The organism is Streptomyces sp. NPDC032091 (assembly GCF_055580265.1).
The window spans coordinates 465,923-482,690 of record NZ_JBVILR010000003.1 but is presented as its reverse complement, the minus strand read 5'-3'; the positions used below and the strand labels follow the sequence as shown (position 1 = coordinate 482,690).

Below are 16,768 nucleotides of genomic sequence, written 5' to 3'. Positions count from 1 at the left end.
GGGTCAGATCAGCGACGGGTGCCAGCGCCGCGCCACCGCGGGGTGCGCCCGCACCCATCCCTTCAGCTCGTTGCGGCCGTACTCCGCGTGCAACGGGTTCGACGCGTCGTGCGCGACCCCCGGCGCGGACCGCAGGTACTCCCCGGGCACGGTGTCGATCACCGCGTCCAGCCGCGGGTTGTAGAAGAACGGCACCGAGAACCGCTCCACCGCCCCCGGCGGGCTGACCACCCGGTGGTCGGTGGCCACCAGGTACCCCTCCGTGGCGATCTCCAGCAGCTCGCCCAGGTTCACCACGAACGCCCCCGGCAGCGGCGGGATGTCCACGAAGCCGCCGTCCCGCACGACCTGGAGCCCGCCCACCCCGTCCTGGAGCAGCAGCGTCAGGAAGCCGTAGTCCTTGTGCGCGCCGACTCCCTGGTCCGCGCCCGACGGGGCCGACCCGGGGTAGCGGATCAGCTTCGTGTGCAGGTGCGGCCGGTCCGCGAAGGCCGCGTCGAAGAAGTCCGCCGGCGCCCCGATCGCGGTCAGCAGCTCCCGCAGCAGCCGGTGCGCCACCGCCGCCAGCCGCTCCTGCCAGCCCAGCACCGTCTCCCGCAGCTCCGGCAGCGACGCCGGCCACTGGTTCGGGCCCTCCAGCCACAGGTACGCGGGGTCCTCCGGCCCCACCTCGGGCGCCGGCCGCTCCGCCCCCACGTCCAGCTGGTCCCGCCAGTCGGAGGCGCCGCCGGTCAGCTCGTGCCCGATGCGGGTGTAGCCCCGGAAGTGCGGGGAGTTCAGGTTGCTCACGGACAGCCGGTCGGCCTCCGGGAGCGCGAAGAAGGCCCGGGTCAGCTCCAGGATGCGGGCGGTCTCCGCCTCCGTTATCCCGTGCCCGGTCAGGTACAGGAAGCCGGTGTCGCGGGCGGCGGCGTGCAGCTGCTTGAGGAAGTCGTCCCGCTCCGCCGGGTCGTCGGCCCGGGAGAGGTCGATCACGGCGAGCGACGCGGAGGAAGAGGAGGAAGAAGGGGAGGAGGGGTGCGCGGACGGCATGACGGCTCCGTTTCGGATGTCACGGGGTCCTGTGCCCCGGAGATGGCGGGGCGGCGGGCAGCGTGGAACGGACCAGCCGGCAGGGATGGCGCCGGGCGGGCGTGACCGCGTACAGGACCGAAGTCGGATCGGGGTTGATCAGGCTTGTGCGAGGTCCGGCGGCAGACAGCTCGTGGTGGTCACACGCATGTGGTCCACATGGCGGCGCTTCACGAGGAGAACGGTCATACGGTGAGCGTACGCCCGTACCCACCCTCCTCCGAACCCGTTGACCCGGCCTGGCCGGAGATGGCCGTCCGCGGACCGGCTACGCTGGACCCGTGGCAGTCGTCGATGTTTCCGAAGAGCTGAAGTCCCTCTCCTCGACCATGGGGTCGATCGAGGCCGTCCTGGACCTCGACAAGCTGAGGGCAGAAATCGCCGTGCTCGAGGAGCAGGCCGCCGCGCCGTCCCTGTGGGACGACCCGGACGCCGCCCAGAAGATCACGAGCAAGCTTTCGCACCTCCAGGCCGAGGTCCGCAAGACCGAGACGCTGCGCGGCCGCATCGACGACCTCGCGGTGCTCTTCGAGCTCGCGCAGGAGATGGAGGACGCGGACACCCTGGCCGAGGCCGAGGCCGAGCTGGTGTCCGTCCGCAAGGCGCTGGACGAGATGGAGGTCCGGACCCTGCTCTCCGGCGAGTACGCCGAGCGCGAGGCCCTGGTCAACATCCGCGCCGAGGCCGGCGGCGTCGACGCCTCCGACTTCGCCGAGCGCCTCCAGCGCATGTACCTGCGCTGGGCCGAGCGCCACGGCTACCCGACGGAGATCTACGAGACCTCGTACGCGGAAGAGGCCGGCATCAAGTCGACCACCTTCGTGGTCAAGGCCCCGTACGCCTACGGCACCCTCTCCGTCGAGCAGGGCACCCACCGCCTCGTGCGCATCTCGCCCTTCGACAACCAGGGCCGCCGCCAGACCTCCTTCGCGGGCGTCGAGGTGCTGCCGGTCGTCGAGACCAGCGACCACGTCGAGATCGACGAGGGCGAGCTGCGCGTGGACGTGTACCGCGCCTCCGGCCCCGGCGGCCAGGGCGTCAACACGACCGACTCCGCCGTGCGCATCACGCACCTCCCGACCGGCATCGTGGTCTCCTGCCAGAACGAGCGCTCCCAGATCCAGAACAAGGCCAGCGCGATGAACGTGCTCCAGGCCAAGCTGCTGGAGCGGCGCCGCCAGGAGGAGCAGGCCAAGATGGACGCCCTCAAGGACGGAGGCAGCTCCTGGGGCAACCAGATGCGCTCCTACGTCCTGCACCCGTACCAGATGGTCAAGGACCTGCGGACGGAGTTCGAGGTCGGCAACCCGCAGGCGGTCCTCGACGGCGAGATCGACGGCTTCCTGGAGGCCGGCATCCGCTGGCGCAAGCAGCAGGAGCAGCAGACCGCGTAAGCGCCCCGCGCGGCGCCGCCGCACACAGTGAGGAAGGGCCCGGACACCCACGGTGTCCGGGCCCTTCTCTCTTCGCCTCTGATCGGGACGCGGCGCGGACTAGGCGGTCCGGGCCACCAGTGCCAGCGCGGCCACCAGCACCACCATGAGCGCGATGAGCGCCATCGGGTTCAGCCCTGCGAAGGGGCCCTCCTGCTGGAGGCGCTCCCGGTTCGCCCGGCACACCGGGCAGCGGCCCTGGCTGACAGGTGCGGCGCAGTTCGCGCACACGAGCCGGTCATATGTCATGCGCTCCTCCTCTCGTCCCCTCATGACGCTTAACGGCAAGGGGACCGAGTCCGTTCCCCCTCCCACTGTGCCAGCTCCGTCGGCATTCGGCGCGGCCCGTCCGGACAAGAGCGGTCCGGCTCCCCCAGGAGCCGGGGATAAAACGGGCAACTCCGGATGCCGGGTCCCCACCCCGCGCCCGTTCGCGTATGGTCACGCACACCTACTCCCGGCGACCGTGGTGCACCCGTGATCCGATTCGACAACGTCTCCAAGTCCTACCCGAAGCAAACCCGGCCCGCACTCAGAGATGTCTCCCTCGACATCGCCAAGGGCGAGTTCGTCTTCCTGGTCGGCTCCTCCGGCTCCGGCAAGTCCACCTTCCTGCGGCTGGTCCTGCGCGAGGAACGGGCGAGCCACGGGCAGGTGCACGTCCTGGGCAAGGACCTCGCCAAGCTCTCCAACTGGAAGGTCCCGCACATGCGGCGCCAGCTGGGGACCGTCTTCCAGGACTTCCGGCTCCTGCCCAACAAGACGGTGGCCGAGAACGTCGCCTTCGCCCAGGAGGTCATCGGCAAACCCCGCGGCGAGATCCGCAAGGCCGTCCCGCAGGTGCTGGAGCTGGTCGGCCTCGGCGGCAAGGAGGGGCGGATGCCGGGCGAACTGTCCGGCGGCGAGCAGCAGCGCGTGGCCATCGCCCGCGCCTTCGTCAACCGCCCCGCCCTGCTGATCGCCGACGAGCCGACGGGCAACCTCGACCCGCAGACCTCCGTCGGGATCATGAAGCTGCTGGACCGGATCAACCGGACCGGCACCACCGTCATCATGGCCACGCACGACCAGCAGATCGTGGACCAGATGCGCAAGCGCGTCATCGAACTCGAACAGGGCCGACTCGTACGCGACCAGTCGCGCGGCGTCTACGGCTACCAGCACTGAAAGGTCTCTGAGACGCCATGCGCGCCCAGTTCGTCATGTCGGAGATCGGCGTAGGCCTCCGCCGCAATCTCACCATGACCTTCGCGGTCATCATCTCCGTGGCCCTGTCGCTGGCCCTCTTCGGGGGCTCCCTGCTCATGCGGGACCAGGTCAGCGCCATGAAGGGGTACTGGTACGACAAGGTCAACGTCACCGTCTACCTCTGCACCAAGAACGACGCCCTCGACGCCGCCGCGGGCAGCGCCCCGGCGGCGGCGGGCGCCCCGGGAGCCGCCGCCGCGCCCGCCGCCGGGAACGGCAAACCCTGCTCGAAGGGGGCCGTCACCCCCGAGCAGAAGCAGGGCATCGAGCGCGAGCTCAAGAAGATGGACCTCGTCCAGACGGTCATGTACGAGTCCTCGGACGAGGCCTACAAGCACTACAAGGAACGCTTCGGGCACACCGCGCTCGCCTCGGTGGTCACCCCCGACCAGATGCCCGACTCCTTCCGGGTCAAGCTGAAGAACCCCGAGAAGTACGAGGTCATCACCTCCGCCTTCGCCGGCCGCGACGGGGTCCAGTCGGTGGCCGACCAGTCCACCGAGCTCGACAACCTCTTCGCCCTGCTGGGCACCCTCAACGTGGCCGCCCTCGGCATCATGCTGATCATGCTGATCGTGGCGCTGCTGCTGATCGTCAACACCGTGCGCGTCTCGGCGTTCAGCCGTCGGCGGGAGACCGGCATCATGCGGCTGGTCGGCGCCTCCGGGTTCTACATCCAGGTGCCGTTCATCATGGAGGCGGCCGTGGCCGGCCTCATCGGTGCCCTCTTCGCCTGCGGCATGCTGGGCGCGGTCCAGTACTTCGTGATCGACCACGGCATCGGCCTCCGCGGCAAGCTCCAGCTGATCAACTTCATCGGCTGGGACGCGGTCTTCACGAAGCTCCCCCTGGTCCTGGTCATCGGCCTCCTGATGCCCTCCCTGGCGGCCTTCGTGGCCCTGCGCAAGTACCTGAAGGTGTGACGAGCGCCCCCTGTCGTGTGCGGTCAACCCCGCTTGCGGGAGCGGGGCTTGTCCTAGACTCGGGCGCATGCCGGGTCTGCCCGCTCTCTGTCTCCGGCCCCGTGACCTGCGTCGCGGGGCCTTCCTGACGCTGCTGTTCGCCGTCTCGGTGGGTACCGCGGCGGCCACCGGATGCTGGGGTTCCGCCGGGGTGGACGACGCCCCCGCCGTCTTCGCCGGTGCCGACGGGCCGGGGTCCGTCCCGTCCGCCGGGACCGCCGACCGGGAGGCCGTCGCCCGGGCCGCCGCCGAGGCCGTCGCCGAGGGGAAGTCCGGGAAGAAGGCCGCCCAGGAGGTGGTCAGCCGCAGCGGCGACCGCTGGGGCGCCGTCTACGACCAGGGCGAGTACGCCGCCTTCGCCGAGGACCTCGACGGCCGCTGGACCGGCGTCGGGGTCTGGACCGGGCGGCGCGCCGACGGACGCATCGAGGTCGAGCGGGTGCAGCCCGACAGCCCCGCCGCCCGGGCCGGCCTGCGCGCGGGCGACCGGCTGCTGAGCGTCGACGGGCACGAGGTCAGCGGCCTCCCCGTCGCCGACGTGGTGGCCCGGCTGCGCGGCGAGGCCGGCACCCCGGTGGTCCTCGGCATCGGCCGGGACGGCGCCCTCCTCAGCGAGACCGTCCGGCGCGAGCAGCTGCGCGCCGACCCGGTGACCGTACGCCGCCTCGCGGACGGCATCACCGTGATCAAGGTGGCCTCCTTCACCCGGGGTTCCGGCGAGCGCGTCAAGGAGGCCGTACGGCAGGCCCCGCCCGGCGCCGGGGTGATGCTGGACCTGCGCGGCAACCCGGGCGGGCTGGTCACCGAGGCGGTCACGGCGGCCTCCGCCTTCCTGGACGGCGGGCTCGTGGCGACGTACGACGTACGCGGCTCCGAGCGCGCCCTGTACGCGGCCCCCGGCGGGGACACGGCCCGCCCCCTGGTGGCCCTCGTGGACGGCGGCACGATGAGCGCCGCCGAACTGGTCACCGGCGCCCTCCAGGACCGCGGCCGCGCGGTGACGGTCGGCACCCGCACCTTCGGCAAGGGCTCCGTGCAGATGCCGACCCCGCTCCCGGGCGGCGCGGTGGCGGAGCTGACGGTGGGCACGTACCGGACCCCGGCCGGCCGCAGCCTCGACGGCGGGGGCATCACCCCGGACCTGGCCGCCGGCGACGGGGCGGAGGAGCGGGCGCGCGCGGTATTGGGTGGCCTCGGGGTGGGGTCGTAGTGCGAAAATGACGGCACTATGGCTAAGGAAAAAGGGCGCAAGCTGATCGCCCAGAACAAGAAGGCGCGGCACGACTACGCGATCATCGACACCTACGAGTGCGGCATCGTGCTCACGGGCACCGAGGTCAAGTCCCTGCGCCAGGGCCGGGCCTCCCTGGTCGACGGCTTCGTGTCGGTCGAGAGCGGCGAGGTGTGGATGTACAACGTCCACGTCCCGGAGTACAGCCAGGGCACCTGGACCAACCACAGCGCCCGCCGCAAGCGCAAGCTCCTCATGCACCGCGAGGAGATCGACAAGCTGGAGCGCAAGGCGGAGGAGTCGGGCCACACGGTCGTGCCGCTGTCCCTGTACTTCAAGGACGGCCGCGCCAAGGTCGAGATCGCGCTGGCGAAGGGCAAGAAGGAGTACGACAAGCGCCAGACCCTGCGCGAGAAGCAGGACACGCGCGAGACCCAGCGGACGATCTCGGCGATCCGGCGCAAGCAGCGGGGCACGGTTTAATCTCCTGGCACGCGGTGGTCCACTTCGCGTACCATGGCGTCAGCACCACCCCCCAGGGGGCGGCGCAGCTTGTAAACAAAACATGGGGATGATCGGTTTCGACAGCGGATGTCGATGCAGGGGAAGCGAGCCGAGGAAGCGGCAATGATCTCGCTAACCACATGTCGCAAAAAATAATCGCCAACTCCAAGAGCGATAACTCCCGCTTCACCCTCGCTGCCTAATAACAGTGAGCTGAAGCCTCTGTGAGGAGCGTCAGCCCGGAAGTGGTCCCGGTCCGGATCCTGGCGTCAACTAGGGATCTAAACCTCTAGCCCCGGTCACGGGGGCCGGAGGGAAACCAAACAGTGACTGAGCCCGTCGGAGACTTGTCCGTGTGATCTCCGGGGCCGAGAAAAGCGCAGCGGACTGCGCTCGGAGAAGCCCTGCTTCTGCACCGTTGGACGCGGGTTCGATTCCCGCCATCTCCACTCATCCCATGTGGGCGAAGGCCCCGCAGCCGGTCGGTTGCGGGGCCTTCGTCATGACTGGGGGCCTCTCGGTCCACGTCCTTGATCGTTTAAGGTGGCGCGATGTTCGAAGGAAACCTGGTGAGACTGCGGGCGCTGCGCGCCGAAGACGCCGAGCACCACCTGCGGTGGCGCAACGACCCGGAGGTGGTGCGCCTGGCCGCGGCCGGGGACCCCCTGTTCGGCCCGGTCACCGCGGAGGCGCTCCGGATCGCCTTCGAGGGCAAGCTGCGGCTGGTGCCGAGGGAGGCGGCCGTGCTCACGGTCGAGGAACTGGCGACCGGGCGGGTCATCGGCATGGTCGACTACCGCGACCTCGACCCCTACGTCGGCGTGGCCACGCTCGGCATCACCATCGGTGAACGGGAGTTCTGGGGCCGGGGCCACGGCAGCGACGCGGTGCGGCTGCTGGTGGACCACCTGTTCGGCGCGTACGGGCTGCACCGGCTGGAGCTGGACACCTGGAGCGGCAACGAGCGCGCCGTGCGGGCCTTCTCGCGGCTCGGCTTCCGCGAGGAGGGGCGACTGCGGGCGGCCGTGCTGGTCGCGGGGGAGCGCTACGACCGGGTGCTCTTCGGGATGCTGCGTGAGGAGTGGGCCCGCCCCGAGTGAGCGGTGGAGCGGGCGAAGGCCCCGCGGCCGGGTGGCGGCGGGGCCTTCGTCAGGTCCGGATCACCGGCCCCGCCGCTGGTGCGGGCGGCGGAGCCGGAGCCGGGGCCGGGGGTGGGGTCACGAGCAGTACGGGACCTTGTTGAGGTTCAGGGCGTAGCGGGCGGCGATCCAGCCGCGGCCGTCGGCGAGCTTGTACCAGATCGCGTTGTCGTCGACCTGCTCGCCGTTGACCTTGCACTGGAGGGCCACGACCGTGTCGGCCGCGAGCTTCCCGGTCTTGCTGTAGCCGGTGCCGGGGCCGGAGCGGATGCCGAGGCCCTCGCCGGACACGACACGGGCCTTCGGGCCGCCCTTGCCGTGGTCGCCGTGGTCACCCTTGCCGTGGTCACCCTTGCCGTGGCCCTTGCCGTGGTCGTCCTTGCCGCCGTGGTGGCTGCCGCACTTGCAGTCGCCGGGCTTGCCCTTGTCGCCCTTGTCTCCCTTGTCGCCCTTCGGTCCCTGCGGGCCGCGCGGGCCTTCGGGACCCCGGGGGCCGGCGGGGCCGCGGTCGCCCGTCTCGCCCCGGTCGCCCTTGTCTCCCTTGTCGCCCTTCGGACCCTGCGGTCCTCCGGCCGGGCCGGTGTCGCCCTGCGGGCCGCGGTCGCCCTGCGGGCCGCGCGGGCCTTCCGGGCCCTGGGGGCCGGCCGGGCCGCGGTCGCCCTTGGGGCCCCGGGGGCCGGTGTCGCCGGTGTGGCCCTTGGGGCCGCGGTCGCCGGTGTCGCCCCGGTCGCCCTTCGGGCCCCGGTCGCCGGTGTCTCCCTTGTCCCCCTTGGGGCCCTGCGGGCCGCCCGCCGGGCCCGTGTCGCCCTTGGGGCCCTGCGGACCGGTGTCGCCGCGGTCGCCCTTCGGGCCGCGGTCGCCCGTGTCACCGCGGTCGCCCTTCGGGCCCCGGTCGCCGGTGTCGCCCTTGTCACCCTTGTCACCCTTGGGGCCCGGGCGGCCGGGCCTGCCGTGGTGGCCGGGCTTGCCGTCGTGGCCGTCGTGGCCGTGTTCCCCGGGCGGGCCGTCGTCGCCCTTCGGGCCGCGGACGGCGGTGGCCACGGCGAAGAGGGCCGGCGCGTCCTCGCCGTCCGACCACTCACCGCCGTCCAGCGTCGTGCCCTCGGGGGCGTTCGCGTCCACCTTGAGGGAAACGGCCAGTCTGGTCTGCGTGTTCGCCGGGAAGGCGAATCCGGCGCGGGTGCCGGCGTTGCAGGTCAGCAGGCGCGCGTCCTTCGAGCGGTTGCACGAGCCGCCCGCCCGCTGGCCGTTCCAGTAGAAGCGGGCCTCCGGGAACGTGGTCCGCTCGGGGGCGGTGATGCGGAAGGTGCTGCTGTGCGCCGGGTCCGCCCCGTTCAGGGCCGCGATGACGACGCGGCCCGTCTGGCCGGGGGCGATGGAGGGGACGTAGGGCTGGGAGAAACGGACGTGCGAGGAGTCCGCCAGGGCGGGTACGGCCGGCATCAGGCAGGACGCGGTGACGGCCGCGACGATCAGGGCCGAGGAGACGGAGCGCGAAGCAGACAAGGGGAGTTCCTCCGCGAAGGGAAGGGTTTGGGGGAAAGCCTCCCTAGTTATGGCGGATTGCGGCCTGGAAGGGTGTGACCCACGCGGTGGCGTCACCCGGCAGCCGGATGAAATCCCGATCAACGGCCGGGCCGTGGAGTCGCCGATCCGACAATCAGTGCGGCCAGGGCCGCGGCCGCCGGCAGCAGGTAGGCCGTCCCCGTACCGAGGTGGTCGACGGCCAGGCCCGCCGTGGCCGAACCGCCCGCGATCCCGGCGAGGATCGCGGTGACGGCCAGCGTCATGCCCTCGTTGAGGCGGCCCCCGGGGGTACGGGACTGGACCAGGCCCATCGCCGTGACCATCACCGGCGCCGTGGACATCCCGGCCAGCAGCAGGGCGGCGGCCAGCGGGACGAGCGAGCCGGTGACGGCCGCCGCCCAGGGCAGCGCCATCGCCCCGGCCAGCGCGCACAGGCAGGTCCGCAGGCTCCTCGGGCGCCGGGCCCCGTACAGCAGCCCGGCCGCGCAGGAGCCCGCCGCCTGGAGCGCGAGCACGGGGCCGGAGGCGCCGCCCAGGCCCAGGGCGGAGAGGTGGGCGACCGAGGTGACCTCCATGGAGCCGAAGACCACCCCCGTGGCGAGGAACAGCCCCAGGAGGGGGAGCAGGGCGCGCAGCGGGGACCGGCCCCGTCCGGCCTTCGGCGCCCCGCCCGGCGGGGGTTCGGTGGCACGGTGCGCGGTGAACACCAGCATGCCGGTGAGCAGCAGCGCCGCCCCCGTGAGGGTGCCCGCCTCCGGGAAGACGGCGGTGCACAGGAAGGCCGCGAGGACCGGGCCGAGCATGAAGCACAGCTCGTCGGCGGCCTGTTCGAAGGACATCGCGGTGTGGTGCGCGGAGCGGGGCAGCAGGTGGGTCCAGCGGGCCCGGGACATGCCGCCGGTGTTGGGGGTGGTGGCGGTGGCCGCGTAGGAGGCGAACAGGGTCCAGTCCGGGGCCTGCGTACGGACGCACAGGACGAGGGAGAGCGAACCGAGGACCGCGATCACGGTGGCCGGGACGGCGGTACGGGCCTGCCCGTACCGGTCGACGAGACGGGCCGTCCAGGGTCCGACGACGGCGGTGGCGGCCATCCCGGTCGCGGTGACCGCCCCGGCGAGGGCGTACGAGCCGCGCTGCCCGGCGATCATCATGACCGCGCTGATCCCGAACATGCCCATGGGGAGCCGGGCGAGCAGGTTCCCGGCGGTGAACCCGCGCGCCCCCGGGACGGCGAGGAGGCGGGCGTAGGGGCCGAGCGCACGGACGGCGGCGGAGCGCCGGGCGGGGGCGGGGACGGGCTTCGCGGCACGGGCGGGGGCGGGGACGGGCTTTGCGGCCCGCGCGGGGGTGGGGTCGGCCAGGACCAGGGTGGTGCCCGTCACGGCCATGAGCGGGGTCTCTTGCGGCATGCCATGAGCCTGCGGCCCGGCCCCGGCGGCGGTCCAACACCTGTTCCGGGGCCATTCACGCCCTCCCGTTGTTAATCTTCCCGGGTGACCTCCCCCGACGTGGACCCCCGGCTGCTGCGCGGCTTCCTCGCCGTCGCCGAGGAGCTGCACTTCACCCGCGCCGCCGCCCGCCTCTACGTGGCCCAGCAGGCCCTCAGCCGGGACGTCCGGCGCCTCGAACGGGCGCTGGGCGCGACCCTGTTCACCCGTACCACCCGTGCCGTCGAACTCACCGCCGACGGCGAACGCCTGCTGCCCCACGCCCGCGACGTGCTCCGCGCCCACGAGGAACTCGCCGCCGCCTTCGCCGGCCCGCCGCCCGCCCTCCTCGTCGACCTCAACACCGACGGCCCCGGCACCGGCCGCCGCGTCCTGGAACGGGCCCGCGAACTCGCCCCCGGCCACGAACTGATGGCCCGCTTCGAGAGCGGCCTCACCCACGCCGCCGCCGAGATCGCCGCCGGACGCCTCGACGTCTCCTTCGGCTACGTCGCCGGCCTCGCCCCCGCCCTGCGGGCCCGGCTCGCCCACCGTCCCGTACGCCACGAACCCCTCGCCGTGCTCCTGCCCGAGGAACACCCCCTGGCCGCACGGGAATCCGTACCGCTCGCCGCACTCGCCGGGGAGACCGTCTACGCCGGCGCCGGCAACCCGCGCACCCTGGAGTGGACCGGTCTGGCCCGCGAGCTGTTCGCCGGCCGGGGCATCGCCCTGGCGCCGCCCGCACCGGTGGCCATGGGCAAGGAGGAGTTCGGGCGGGTGATGGCCAAGACCCGCAACCCGGTCCTGGTCACCGTCGGCTTCCTCGACATGCCCGGCTGCGTCAAACGGCCCCTCGTGGACCCCGTACCGCTCTCCCCGCTCTCCATGGTCTGGCGCGCGGGCCTGCGCCACCCCGGCCTCGACGCCCTCGTCCGCGCCGCCACCGAACTCCAGGAAGCCCACCGCTGGCTCGAACTCCCCCCGGACAGCTGGCTCCCGGCCGCGCTCACACCCGGGCCGCACGGCGGGTGAGAGCAAGGTTTCCCCCCGGTCATCCGGCGGACACCGGGGCCGAAACGCGCCCTTCCTAGCGTCGTCACCACGGACACGACAGCTGTGGAGGCGTGGGATGAGCGGAAGCCGACCGCAAGGCCGCCGAGGGGGCCGCTGGATCGAACACTGGGACCCCGAGGACGAGACCTTCTGGCGGGAGACCGGCGAGCGGACCGCCCGCCGCAACCTCCTCTACTCCGTCTTCTCCGAACACATCGGCTTCTCCATCTGGTCGCTGTGGTCGGTGATGGTGCTCTTCATGGGACCCGCCTACGGCATCGACCCCGCCGGGAAGTTCTTCCTCATCGCCACCGCCACCACCGTCGGCGCCCTCGTCCGCATCCCCTACACCTTCGCCGTCACCCGCTTCGGCGGCCGCAACTGGACCGTCGTCAGCGCCCTGCTCCTGCTCGCGCCGACCCTGGCCGCCCTGGCCGTCATGGAACCCGGCACCCCCTACGCGGCCTTCCTCGCCGTCGCCGCGCTCACCGGGGTCGGCGGCGGCAACTTCGCCTCCTCCATGACCAACATCAACGCCTTCTTCCCGCTGCGGAAGAAGGGCTGGGCCCTCGGCCTCAACGCCGGCGGCGGCAACATCGGCGTCCCCGTCGTCCAGCTCGCCGCGCTGCTCGTCATCGCCACCGCCGGCGCCGGACACCCCCGGCTGCTGCTCGCCGCCTACCTCCCGCTGATCGTCGCCGCAGCCGCGCTGGCCCTCGTCCGCATGGACAACCTGGCCCCCGTACGGGGCGACGCGGGCGCGGTACGGGAAGCCGTGCGCGAGCCGCACACCTGGATCATGGCCCTGCTCTACGTCGGCTGCTTCGGCTCCTTCATCGGCTACGGCTTCGCCTTCGGGCTGGTCCTCCAGACCCAGTTCGGCCGCACCCCGCTCCAGGCCGCCTCCCTCACCTTCGTCGGCCCGCTGCTCGGCTCCCTCGTGCGGCCCGTCGGCGGGGCGCTCGCCGACCGGTACGGCGGCGCGCGCATCACCCTGGCGGCCTTCGTGGCGATGGCCGCCGCGACCGGGGTCGTCGTGCTGGCCTCCGTACGGGAGTCCCTGCCGGTGTTCCTGACCGGCTTCACCGCCCTGTTCGCCCTCAGCGGGCTCGGCAACGGCTCCACCTACAAGATGATCCCCGGCATCTTCCAGGCCCAGGCCCTCGCCCGCGGACTCGGCCGCGAGGAGGCCGCGGCCCGGGGGCGGCGGCTGTCCGGCGCCGCCATGGGTCTGATCGGCGCCGTCGGCGCGCTCGGCGGACTCGGCATCAACCTCGCCTTCCGCGAGGCCTTCGCCGCCTCCGGGACGGGCACCGCCGCCTTCGTCTCCTTCCTCGGCTTCTACGCCGTGTGCTGCGCCGTCACCTGGGCCGTATACCTCCGCCGGCCCGCGGCCGCCTCCGCCGCCCCCGAGACCGCGGACGGCGCTTCGCACACCCAGCTCACCCCCGTGTGAACCAGGCCGCGGCGGCCCGGGGCCGGTTAACGGCACGGAAATACGGAGGAACCGAGCCCGACACGACGCCTTGACAGGCTCGGACACCGCCGCGCCGAGGGCGGCCGGTGCCGGCGCCGGCCGACGGCGGCCCCGGTCGACAGCGCCGTCGGCCCCACGAACGGACGTACTGGGCAAGGCAGGTCACACGATGGACGACGCTACGCACGGCCCCCTCGCGGGGTTCACCGTCGGAGTCACCGCCGCACGGCGCGCGGACGAGCTGATCGCCCTGCTGCGCCGGCGCGGCGCGGCGGTCGTGCACGCCCCCGCGCTGAGGATCGTGCCCCTCGCCGACGACGGCGAACTGATGGCCGCCACCAAGGAACTCGTCGACGACCCGCCGGACGCCGTCGTCGCCACCACCGCCATCGGATTCCGCGGCTGGATCGAGGCCGCCGACGGATGGGGGATCGGCGAACGGCTCCTCGAACGGCTGCGCGCCACCGAACTCCTCGCCCGCGGACCGAAGGTCAAGGGCGCCGTCCGGGCCGCCGGCCTGGTCGAGGCCTGGTCCCCGCAGTCCGAATCCCTCGCCGAGGTACTGGACCGGCTGCTCGCCGGCCCCGTCGCCGGGCGACGCATCGCCCTCCAGCTGCACGGGGAACCGCTGCCCGGGTTCGTCGAGGCACTGCGCGACGCCGGGGCCGACGTGGTGCCCGTACCGGTGTACCGGTGGATGCCGCCGCAGGACCTCGCGCCGCTGGACCGGCTGCTCGACGCGGTCGCCGTCGGCGCGGTGGACGCCGTCACCTTCACCTCCGCCCCCGCCGCCGCCTCCCTGCTGTCCCGGGCCGGCGAACGGGGCCTGCGCGAGGCCGTGCTGGAGGCGCTGCGCGGGCCGGTGCTCGCGGCGTGCGTGGGCCCGGTGACCGCGCTGCCGCTCCAGGGCGAGGCGGTGGCGACCGTCCAGCCGGAGCGGTTCCGCCTCGGGCCGCTGGTACAGCTCCTCTGCCAGGAACTCCCCGGCCGGGCACGGGTCCTGCCCGTCGCCGGACACCGGCTGGAGATCCGGGGGCACGCGGCGGTGGTCGACGACCGGCTGCGCCCGGTCCCCCCGGCCGGCATGGCCCTGCTGGAGGCACTGGCCCGGCGGCCCGGCTGGGTGGTCTCACGGGCCGACCTGCTGGGCGCGCTGCCGGGAGCCGGGCGCGACGAACACGCCGTCGAGACCGCGATGGCCCGGCTGCGCGCCGCCCTCGGCGAGCCGAACCTGATCCAGACGGTGGTCAAACGGGGCTACCGGCTCTCGCTGGATCCCGGTGACGGCGAGGTCTGGAACGGAGCCCGGGGCGTCCGTTAGCGTGCCCGCATGATCATCAACGGGGTGGAGATGAGGGGCCTGGCCGTCGAGGACGCCGCCGGGCTGGCCGACGTACTGCTGCGCAACCGGACGTACATGGCGCCCTACGAGCCGCAGCGGCCCGAGGCGTTCTACACCGAGGCGGGGCAGCGGGCCCGCATCGAGGCCATGCTGGAGGACCGGGACGGGGGACGGCTCGTCCCGTACGTGTTCACGGAGACGGCGACCGGCGCCGTCATCGGGGCGATGAACCTGGGCAGCATCGCCCGCGGGCCGCTGTGCAGCGGCGGCGTCGGCTACTGGGTGGACCGGGCCTGGCACGGCAGGGGCCTGGCCACCGCCGGCCTGGAGGAGGTCGTCCGCACGGCCCGCGACGAGCTCGGGCTGCACCGGATCGAGGCCGGGACCCTCGTCGACAACACCGCCTCCATGCGGGTCCTGGCCAAGGCCGGCTTCACCGAGTTCGGACTCGCCCCCCGCTACCTCCACATCAACGGCGCCTGGCGCGACCACCGGCTTTTCCAGCGCCTTCTGCACGACGACCCGCCGCCCGCGTAGCCCGCCCGGGGGCTTCCGCTTCCCGGTCGGCGACGGCACTCTGGGGAGGCGTCCCACGGCGACGACCGAGGCGGTGACGGGCATGTGGTTCGACTCCGGGCGGGTCTGTCTCGACCTGCTGGCCACCCGGACCCCCCAGGGGGCCGAGGCCATCCACGACGGCGACGAGCTGCGCCTGTGGCTGGTCGGAGCCGGGCTGGTCCCCGACCGGACCCCGCTCGGCCTGCTCGGGCCCGACTGGGTGGAGGCCTTCCGCCTCCTGCGCCGCGACGTCGACCGCCTCGTCCGCGCCGAACTGGCCGGCACCGCCCCGGAGGAGGACGCCCTGGCCCGCGTCAACGCCGCCGCCGCCGGCCCGCCGCCGGGGGTGTGCGCGGTCCGGGACCGGGAGGGGCACCTGGTGCGGGAGCTGTGCGGCGGGGTCGAGTGCGCGGGCCTGCTGGCCACGGTGGCCCGGGACGCGGTGGAGCTCCTCACCGACCCCGGCGACCTGGCCCTCCTGCGCTCCTGCGGCGGCGACGGCTGCGCCCGCCTCTACCTCGACACCTCCCGCGGCCACCGCCGCCGCTGGTGCAGCAGCGAAGTCTGCGGCAACCGCGAACGAGTGGCCCGCCACCGGAGACGGGTCCGGGGGGCGGTGGGGTAGGGGGCTGCCTTTTACGTCGGCACGGGGGGCGGGGCCTTCACCCCCGCGAGCCGCCGGGGGCGGGCCGGTGGCTGCCCACCCGCCGGGCGGTGCCGGGGGCTGGTCGGTGGCGGCACAGTGCGGCGGGCCGCCGGGGGCCGCTCGCGGCGGGGGCCCGCCATCGCCCCCTCGAGGGGCGGGGGCGGGCGGTGGCTGCCCACCCGCCTCCCCGGGTGCGGGGCGGAGGGTGGCTCGGCATCCCGCCGGGCGGGAACAGGAAAGCGAACCGGGACGAGGGAGGACCGGGACCTCAGCGGGCGGTCTCAGAGCAGGGTTGGGGCTTTCCCGTCAGTCCCACTGTCCTTCCGGTTCGGGCCGGCCTGTCAAGGGCGCTCCTTCGTCGCGTCGCTTCGCGATCGCCTTCGGCGACCCTTGACAGGCCGTCCCGCCCCGGAAAGACAAGGACTGCCGGGAAACCCCCAAAAGGACGGCACGGTCCTAACAGAGACATCCGGCGGCATCAGCGATCCATCGGGGTGGTCGGGGGCCGGCAGACCGGGCATCCGGGCCGACGCGAGTGCCCTCCGGGGCCGCGGTTCGCGACAGATCGCTACGCGCTCCTCCCGTCTCAGCGTCCGACGACCGCCTGGGGCTGATGCTGTCGCCAGATGCTGACGGATTCGTCATCCGGGGCCGGTGGGCGCCACAGATCGCTACGCGCTCCTCCTTCGCCGGCGTCCGCCGCCCGCCCGGGGCTGGTCGTAGGCGGGGACGACGTTTTCGATGGCGGTGGTGAATTCTCGGCCGGAGGCGGCGCGGATGTAGGCGAGTTCCATCCAGCGCTCGTAGGTGAGGTAGTCCGAGACGTTCTCGTTGACGACGGCCATCAGTTCACCCTCGGTGCCCGAGGCGATGTCGCGGACGCGGCGGCGCAAGAGGCGGTGGGGGATGTATTCGTACTGCTCACTCATCGTCCTGCTCCCTGCGTTCGGGTGCGGTGCGCAGGAACCGCGCCCACCCGGCTGCCGCGCGGGCCAGGGGGCCGGGGCTGGGGTGGTGGCAGTCGTGCAACTCGGGTGGTTTCTCTGCGCTGTTGGTGGCCATGCGGAGATGATGGGCTGGCGGACAGAGGGGCAGATAGGTCATCGCGTGGCCATCGATGGCCATGTGGCGGCCATGGCCGGGAACG

The 16,768-nt window shown here is 73.1% G+C and carries 17 protein-coding genes and 1 other RNA gene; 12 read left to right on the top strand and 6 right to left on the bottom strand.

The features are described 5' to 3' along the window. Window positions 1-3: 3 nt before the first annotated feature. A complete protein-coding gene (locus tag ACZ5NJ_RS08035) occupies window positions 4-1,032 on the bottom strand; it encodes an isopenicillin N synthase family dioxygenase (RefSeq protein ID WP_468763838.1) in 1,029 nt (342 codons plus the stop codon). 320 nt (window positions 1,033-1,352) lie between these two features. Between ACZ5NJ_RS08035 and prfB the strand changes: the two genes are divergently transcribed. Beyond that, window positions 1,353-2,465 carry a peptide chain release factor 2 gene (gene prfB, locus ACZ5NJ_RS08030; RefSeq protein WP_468763837.1) on the top strand — a complete coding sequence of 371 codons (1,113 nt, stop codon included), beginning with the start codon at window positions 1,353-1,355 and terminating at the stop codon, window positions 2,463-2,465. A gap of 99 nt (window positions 2,466-2,564) precedes the next feature. On the opposite strand, the gene ACZ5NJ_RS08025 is transcribed toward prfB, so the two are convergent. After that, entirely contained in the window at window positions 2,565-2,753 is a 189-nt protein-coding gene (locus ACZ5NJ_RS08025) for a hypothetical protein (protein ID WP_344155544.1), read from the bottom strand. Window positions 2,754-2,981: 228 nt separating this feature from the next. Here ACZ5NJ_RS08025 and ftsE point away from each other — a divergent pair, with 228 nt between their 5' ends. The 6 genes from ftsE to ACZ5NJ_RS07995 all read left to right on the top strand — a co-directional run bounded on the left by ftsE (window position 2,982) and on the right by ACZ5NJ_RS07995 (window position 7,549). Next, window positions 2,982-3,671, top strand: coding sequence for a cell division ATP-binding protein FtsE (gene ftsE, locus ACZ5NJ_RS08020; RefSeq protein ID WP_042810247.1), 690 nt, complete (start codon window positions 2,982-2,984; stop codon window positions 3,669-3,671). Between the two features lie 17 nt (window positions 3,672-3,688). Further along, window positions 3,689-4,675 carry a permease-like cell division protein FtsX gene (gene ftsX / locus ACZ5NJ_RS08015; RefSeq protein WP_468763836.1) on the top strand — a complete coding sequence of 329 codons (987 nt, stop codon included), beginning with the start codon at window positions 3,689-3,691 and terminating at the stop codon, window positions 4,673-4,675. Between the two features lie 67 nt (window positions 4,676-4,742). Next, the gene (locus ACZ5NJ_RS08010) at window positions 4,743-5,924 is read left to right on the top strand and encodes a S41 family peptidase (protein WP_468763835.1); all 1,182 of its coding nucleotides are present in this window, start codon (window positions 4,743-4,745) and stop codon (window positions 5,922-5,924) included. Window positions 5,925-5,942: 18 nt separating this feature from the next. After that, window positions 5,943-6,428 (top strand): SsrA-binding protein SmpB, encoded by a 486-nt coding sequence (smpB, locus tag ACZ5NJ_RS08005; protein WP_468763834.1) that lies wholly within the window; start codon window positions 5,943-5,945, stop codon window positions 6,426-6,428. 84 nt (window positions 6,429-6,512) lie between these two features. Then, window positions 6,513-6,901, top strand: a transfer-messenger RNA (tmRNA) gene (gene ssrA, locus ACZ5NJ_RS08000). Window positions 6,902-7,000: 99 nt separating this feature from the next. Beyond that, window positions 7,001-7,549, top strand: coding sequence for a GNAT family N-acetyltransferase (locus ACZ5NJ_RS07995; protein ID WP_468763833.1), 549 nt, complete (start codon window positions 7,001-7,003; stop codon window positions 7,547-7,549). 117 nt (window positions 7,550-7,666) lie between these two features. Here the strand turns inward: ACZ5NJ_RS07995 and ACZ5NJ_RS07990 are convergent, their stop codons facing one another. Together ACZ5NJ_RS07990 and ACZ5NJ_RS07985 are read right to left on the bottom strand one after the other, a co-directional pair. After that, on the bottom strand, window positions 7,667-9,094 hold the full coding sequence (locus tag ACZ5NJ_RS07990) for an SH3 domain-containing protein (protein ID WP_468763832.1): 1,428 nt from the start codon (window positions 9,092-9,094) through the stop codon (window positions 7,667-7,669). A 119-nt stretch (window positions 9,095-9,213) separates the two neighbouring features. Further along, entirely contained in the window at window positions 9,214-10,524 is a 1,311-nt protein-coding gene (locus ACZ5NJ_RS07985) for an MFS transporter (RefSeq protein WP_468763831.1), read from the bottom strand. Window positions 10,525-10,608: 84 nt separating this feature from the next. Between ACZ5NJ_RS07985 and ACZ5NJ_RS07980 the strand changes: the two genes are divergently transcribed. From ACZ5NJ_RS07980 to ACZ5NJ_RS07960, 5 genes are all read left to right on the top strand, one after another. Next, complete coding sequence (locus tag ACZ5NJ_RS07980) at window positions 10,609-11,577, top strand: LysR family transcriptional regulator (protein WP_468763830.1); 969 nt, start codon at window positions 10,609-10,611, stop codon at window positions 11,575-11,577. A 97-nt stretch (window positions 11,578-11,674) separates the two neighbouring features. Next, a complete protein-coding gene (locus ACZ5NJ_RS07975) occupies window positions 11,675-13,054 on the top strand; it encodes a nitrate/nitrite transporter (RefSeq protein WP_468763829.1) in 1,380 nt (459 codons plus the stop codon). A gap of 190 nt (window positions 13,055-13,244) precedes the next feature. Continuing rightward, window positions 13,245-14,396, top strand: a complete 1,152-nt coding sequence (locus ACZ5NJ_RS07970; RefSeq protein ID WP_468763828.1) for a uroporphyrinogen-III synthase — start codon at window positions 13,245-13,247, stop codon at window positions 14,394-14,396. 9 nt (window positions 14,397-14,405) lie between these two features. Next, window positions 14,406-14,954 carry a GNAT family N-acetyltransferase gene (locus ACZ5NJ_RS07965; RefSeq protein WP_468763827.1) on the top strand — a complete coding sequence of 183 codons (549 nt, stop codon included), beginning with the start codon at window positions 14,406-14,408 and terminating at the stop codon, window positions 14,952-14,954. A gap of 82 nt (window positions 14,955-15,036) precedes the next feature. Then, complete coding sequence (locus tag ACZ5NJ_RS07960; protein WP_468763826.1) at window positions 15,037-15,600, top strand: CGNR zinc finger domain-containing protein; 564 nt, start codon at window positions 15,037-15,039, stop codon at window positions 15,598-15,600. A 692-nt stretch (window positions 15,601-16,292) separates the two neighbouring features. On the opposite strand, the gene ACZ5NJ_RS07955 is transcribed toward ACZ5NJ_RS07960, so the two are convergent. Then, on the bottom strand, window positions 16,293-16,550 hold the full coding sequence (locus ACZ5NJ_RS07955; protein ID WP_468763825.1) for a hypothetical protein: 258 nt from the start codon (window positions 16,548-16,550) through the stop codon (window positions 16,293-16,295). Next, a complete protein-coding gene (locus ACZ5NJ_RS07950; protein WP_468763824.1) occupies window positions 16,543-16,683 on the bottom strand; it encodes a hypothetical protein in 141 nt (46 codons plus the stop codon). The genes ACZ5NJ_RS07955 and ACZ5NJ_RS07950 overlap by 8 nt, the downstream gene beginning before the upstream one ends. Window positions 16,684-16,768 lie beyond the last annotated feature (85 nt).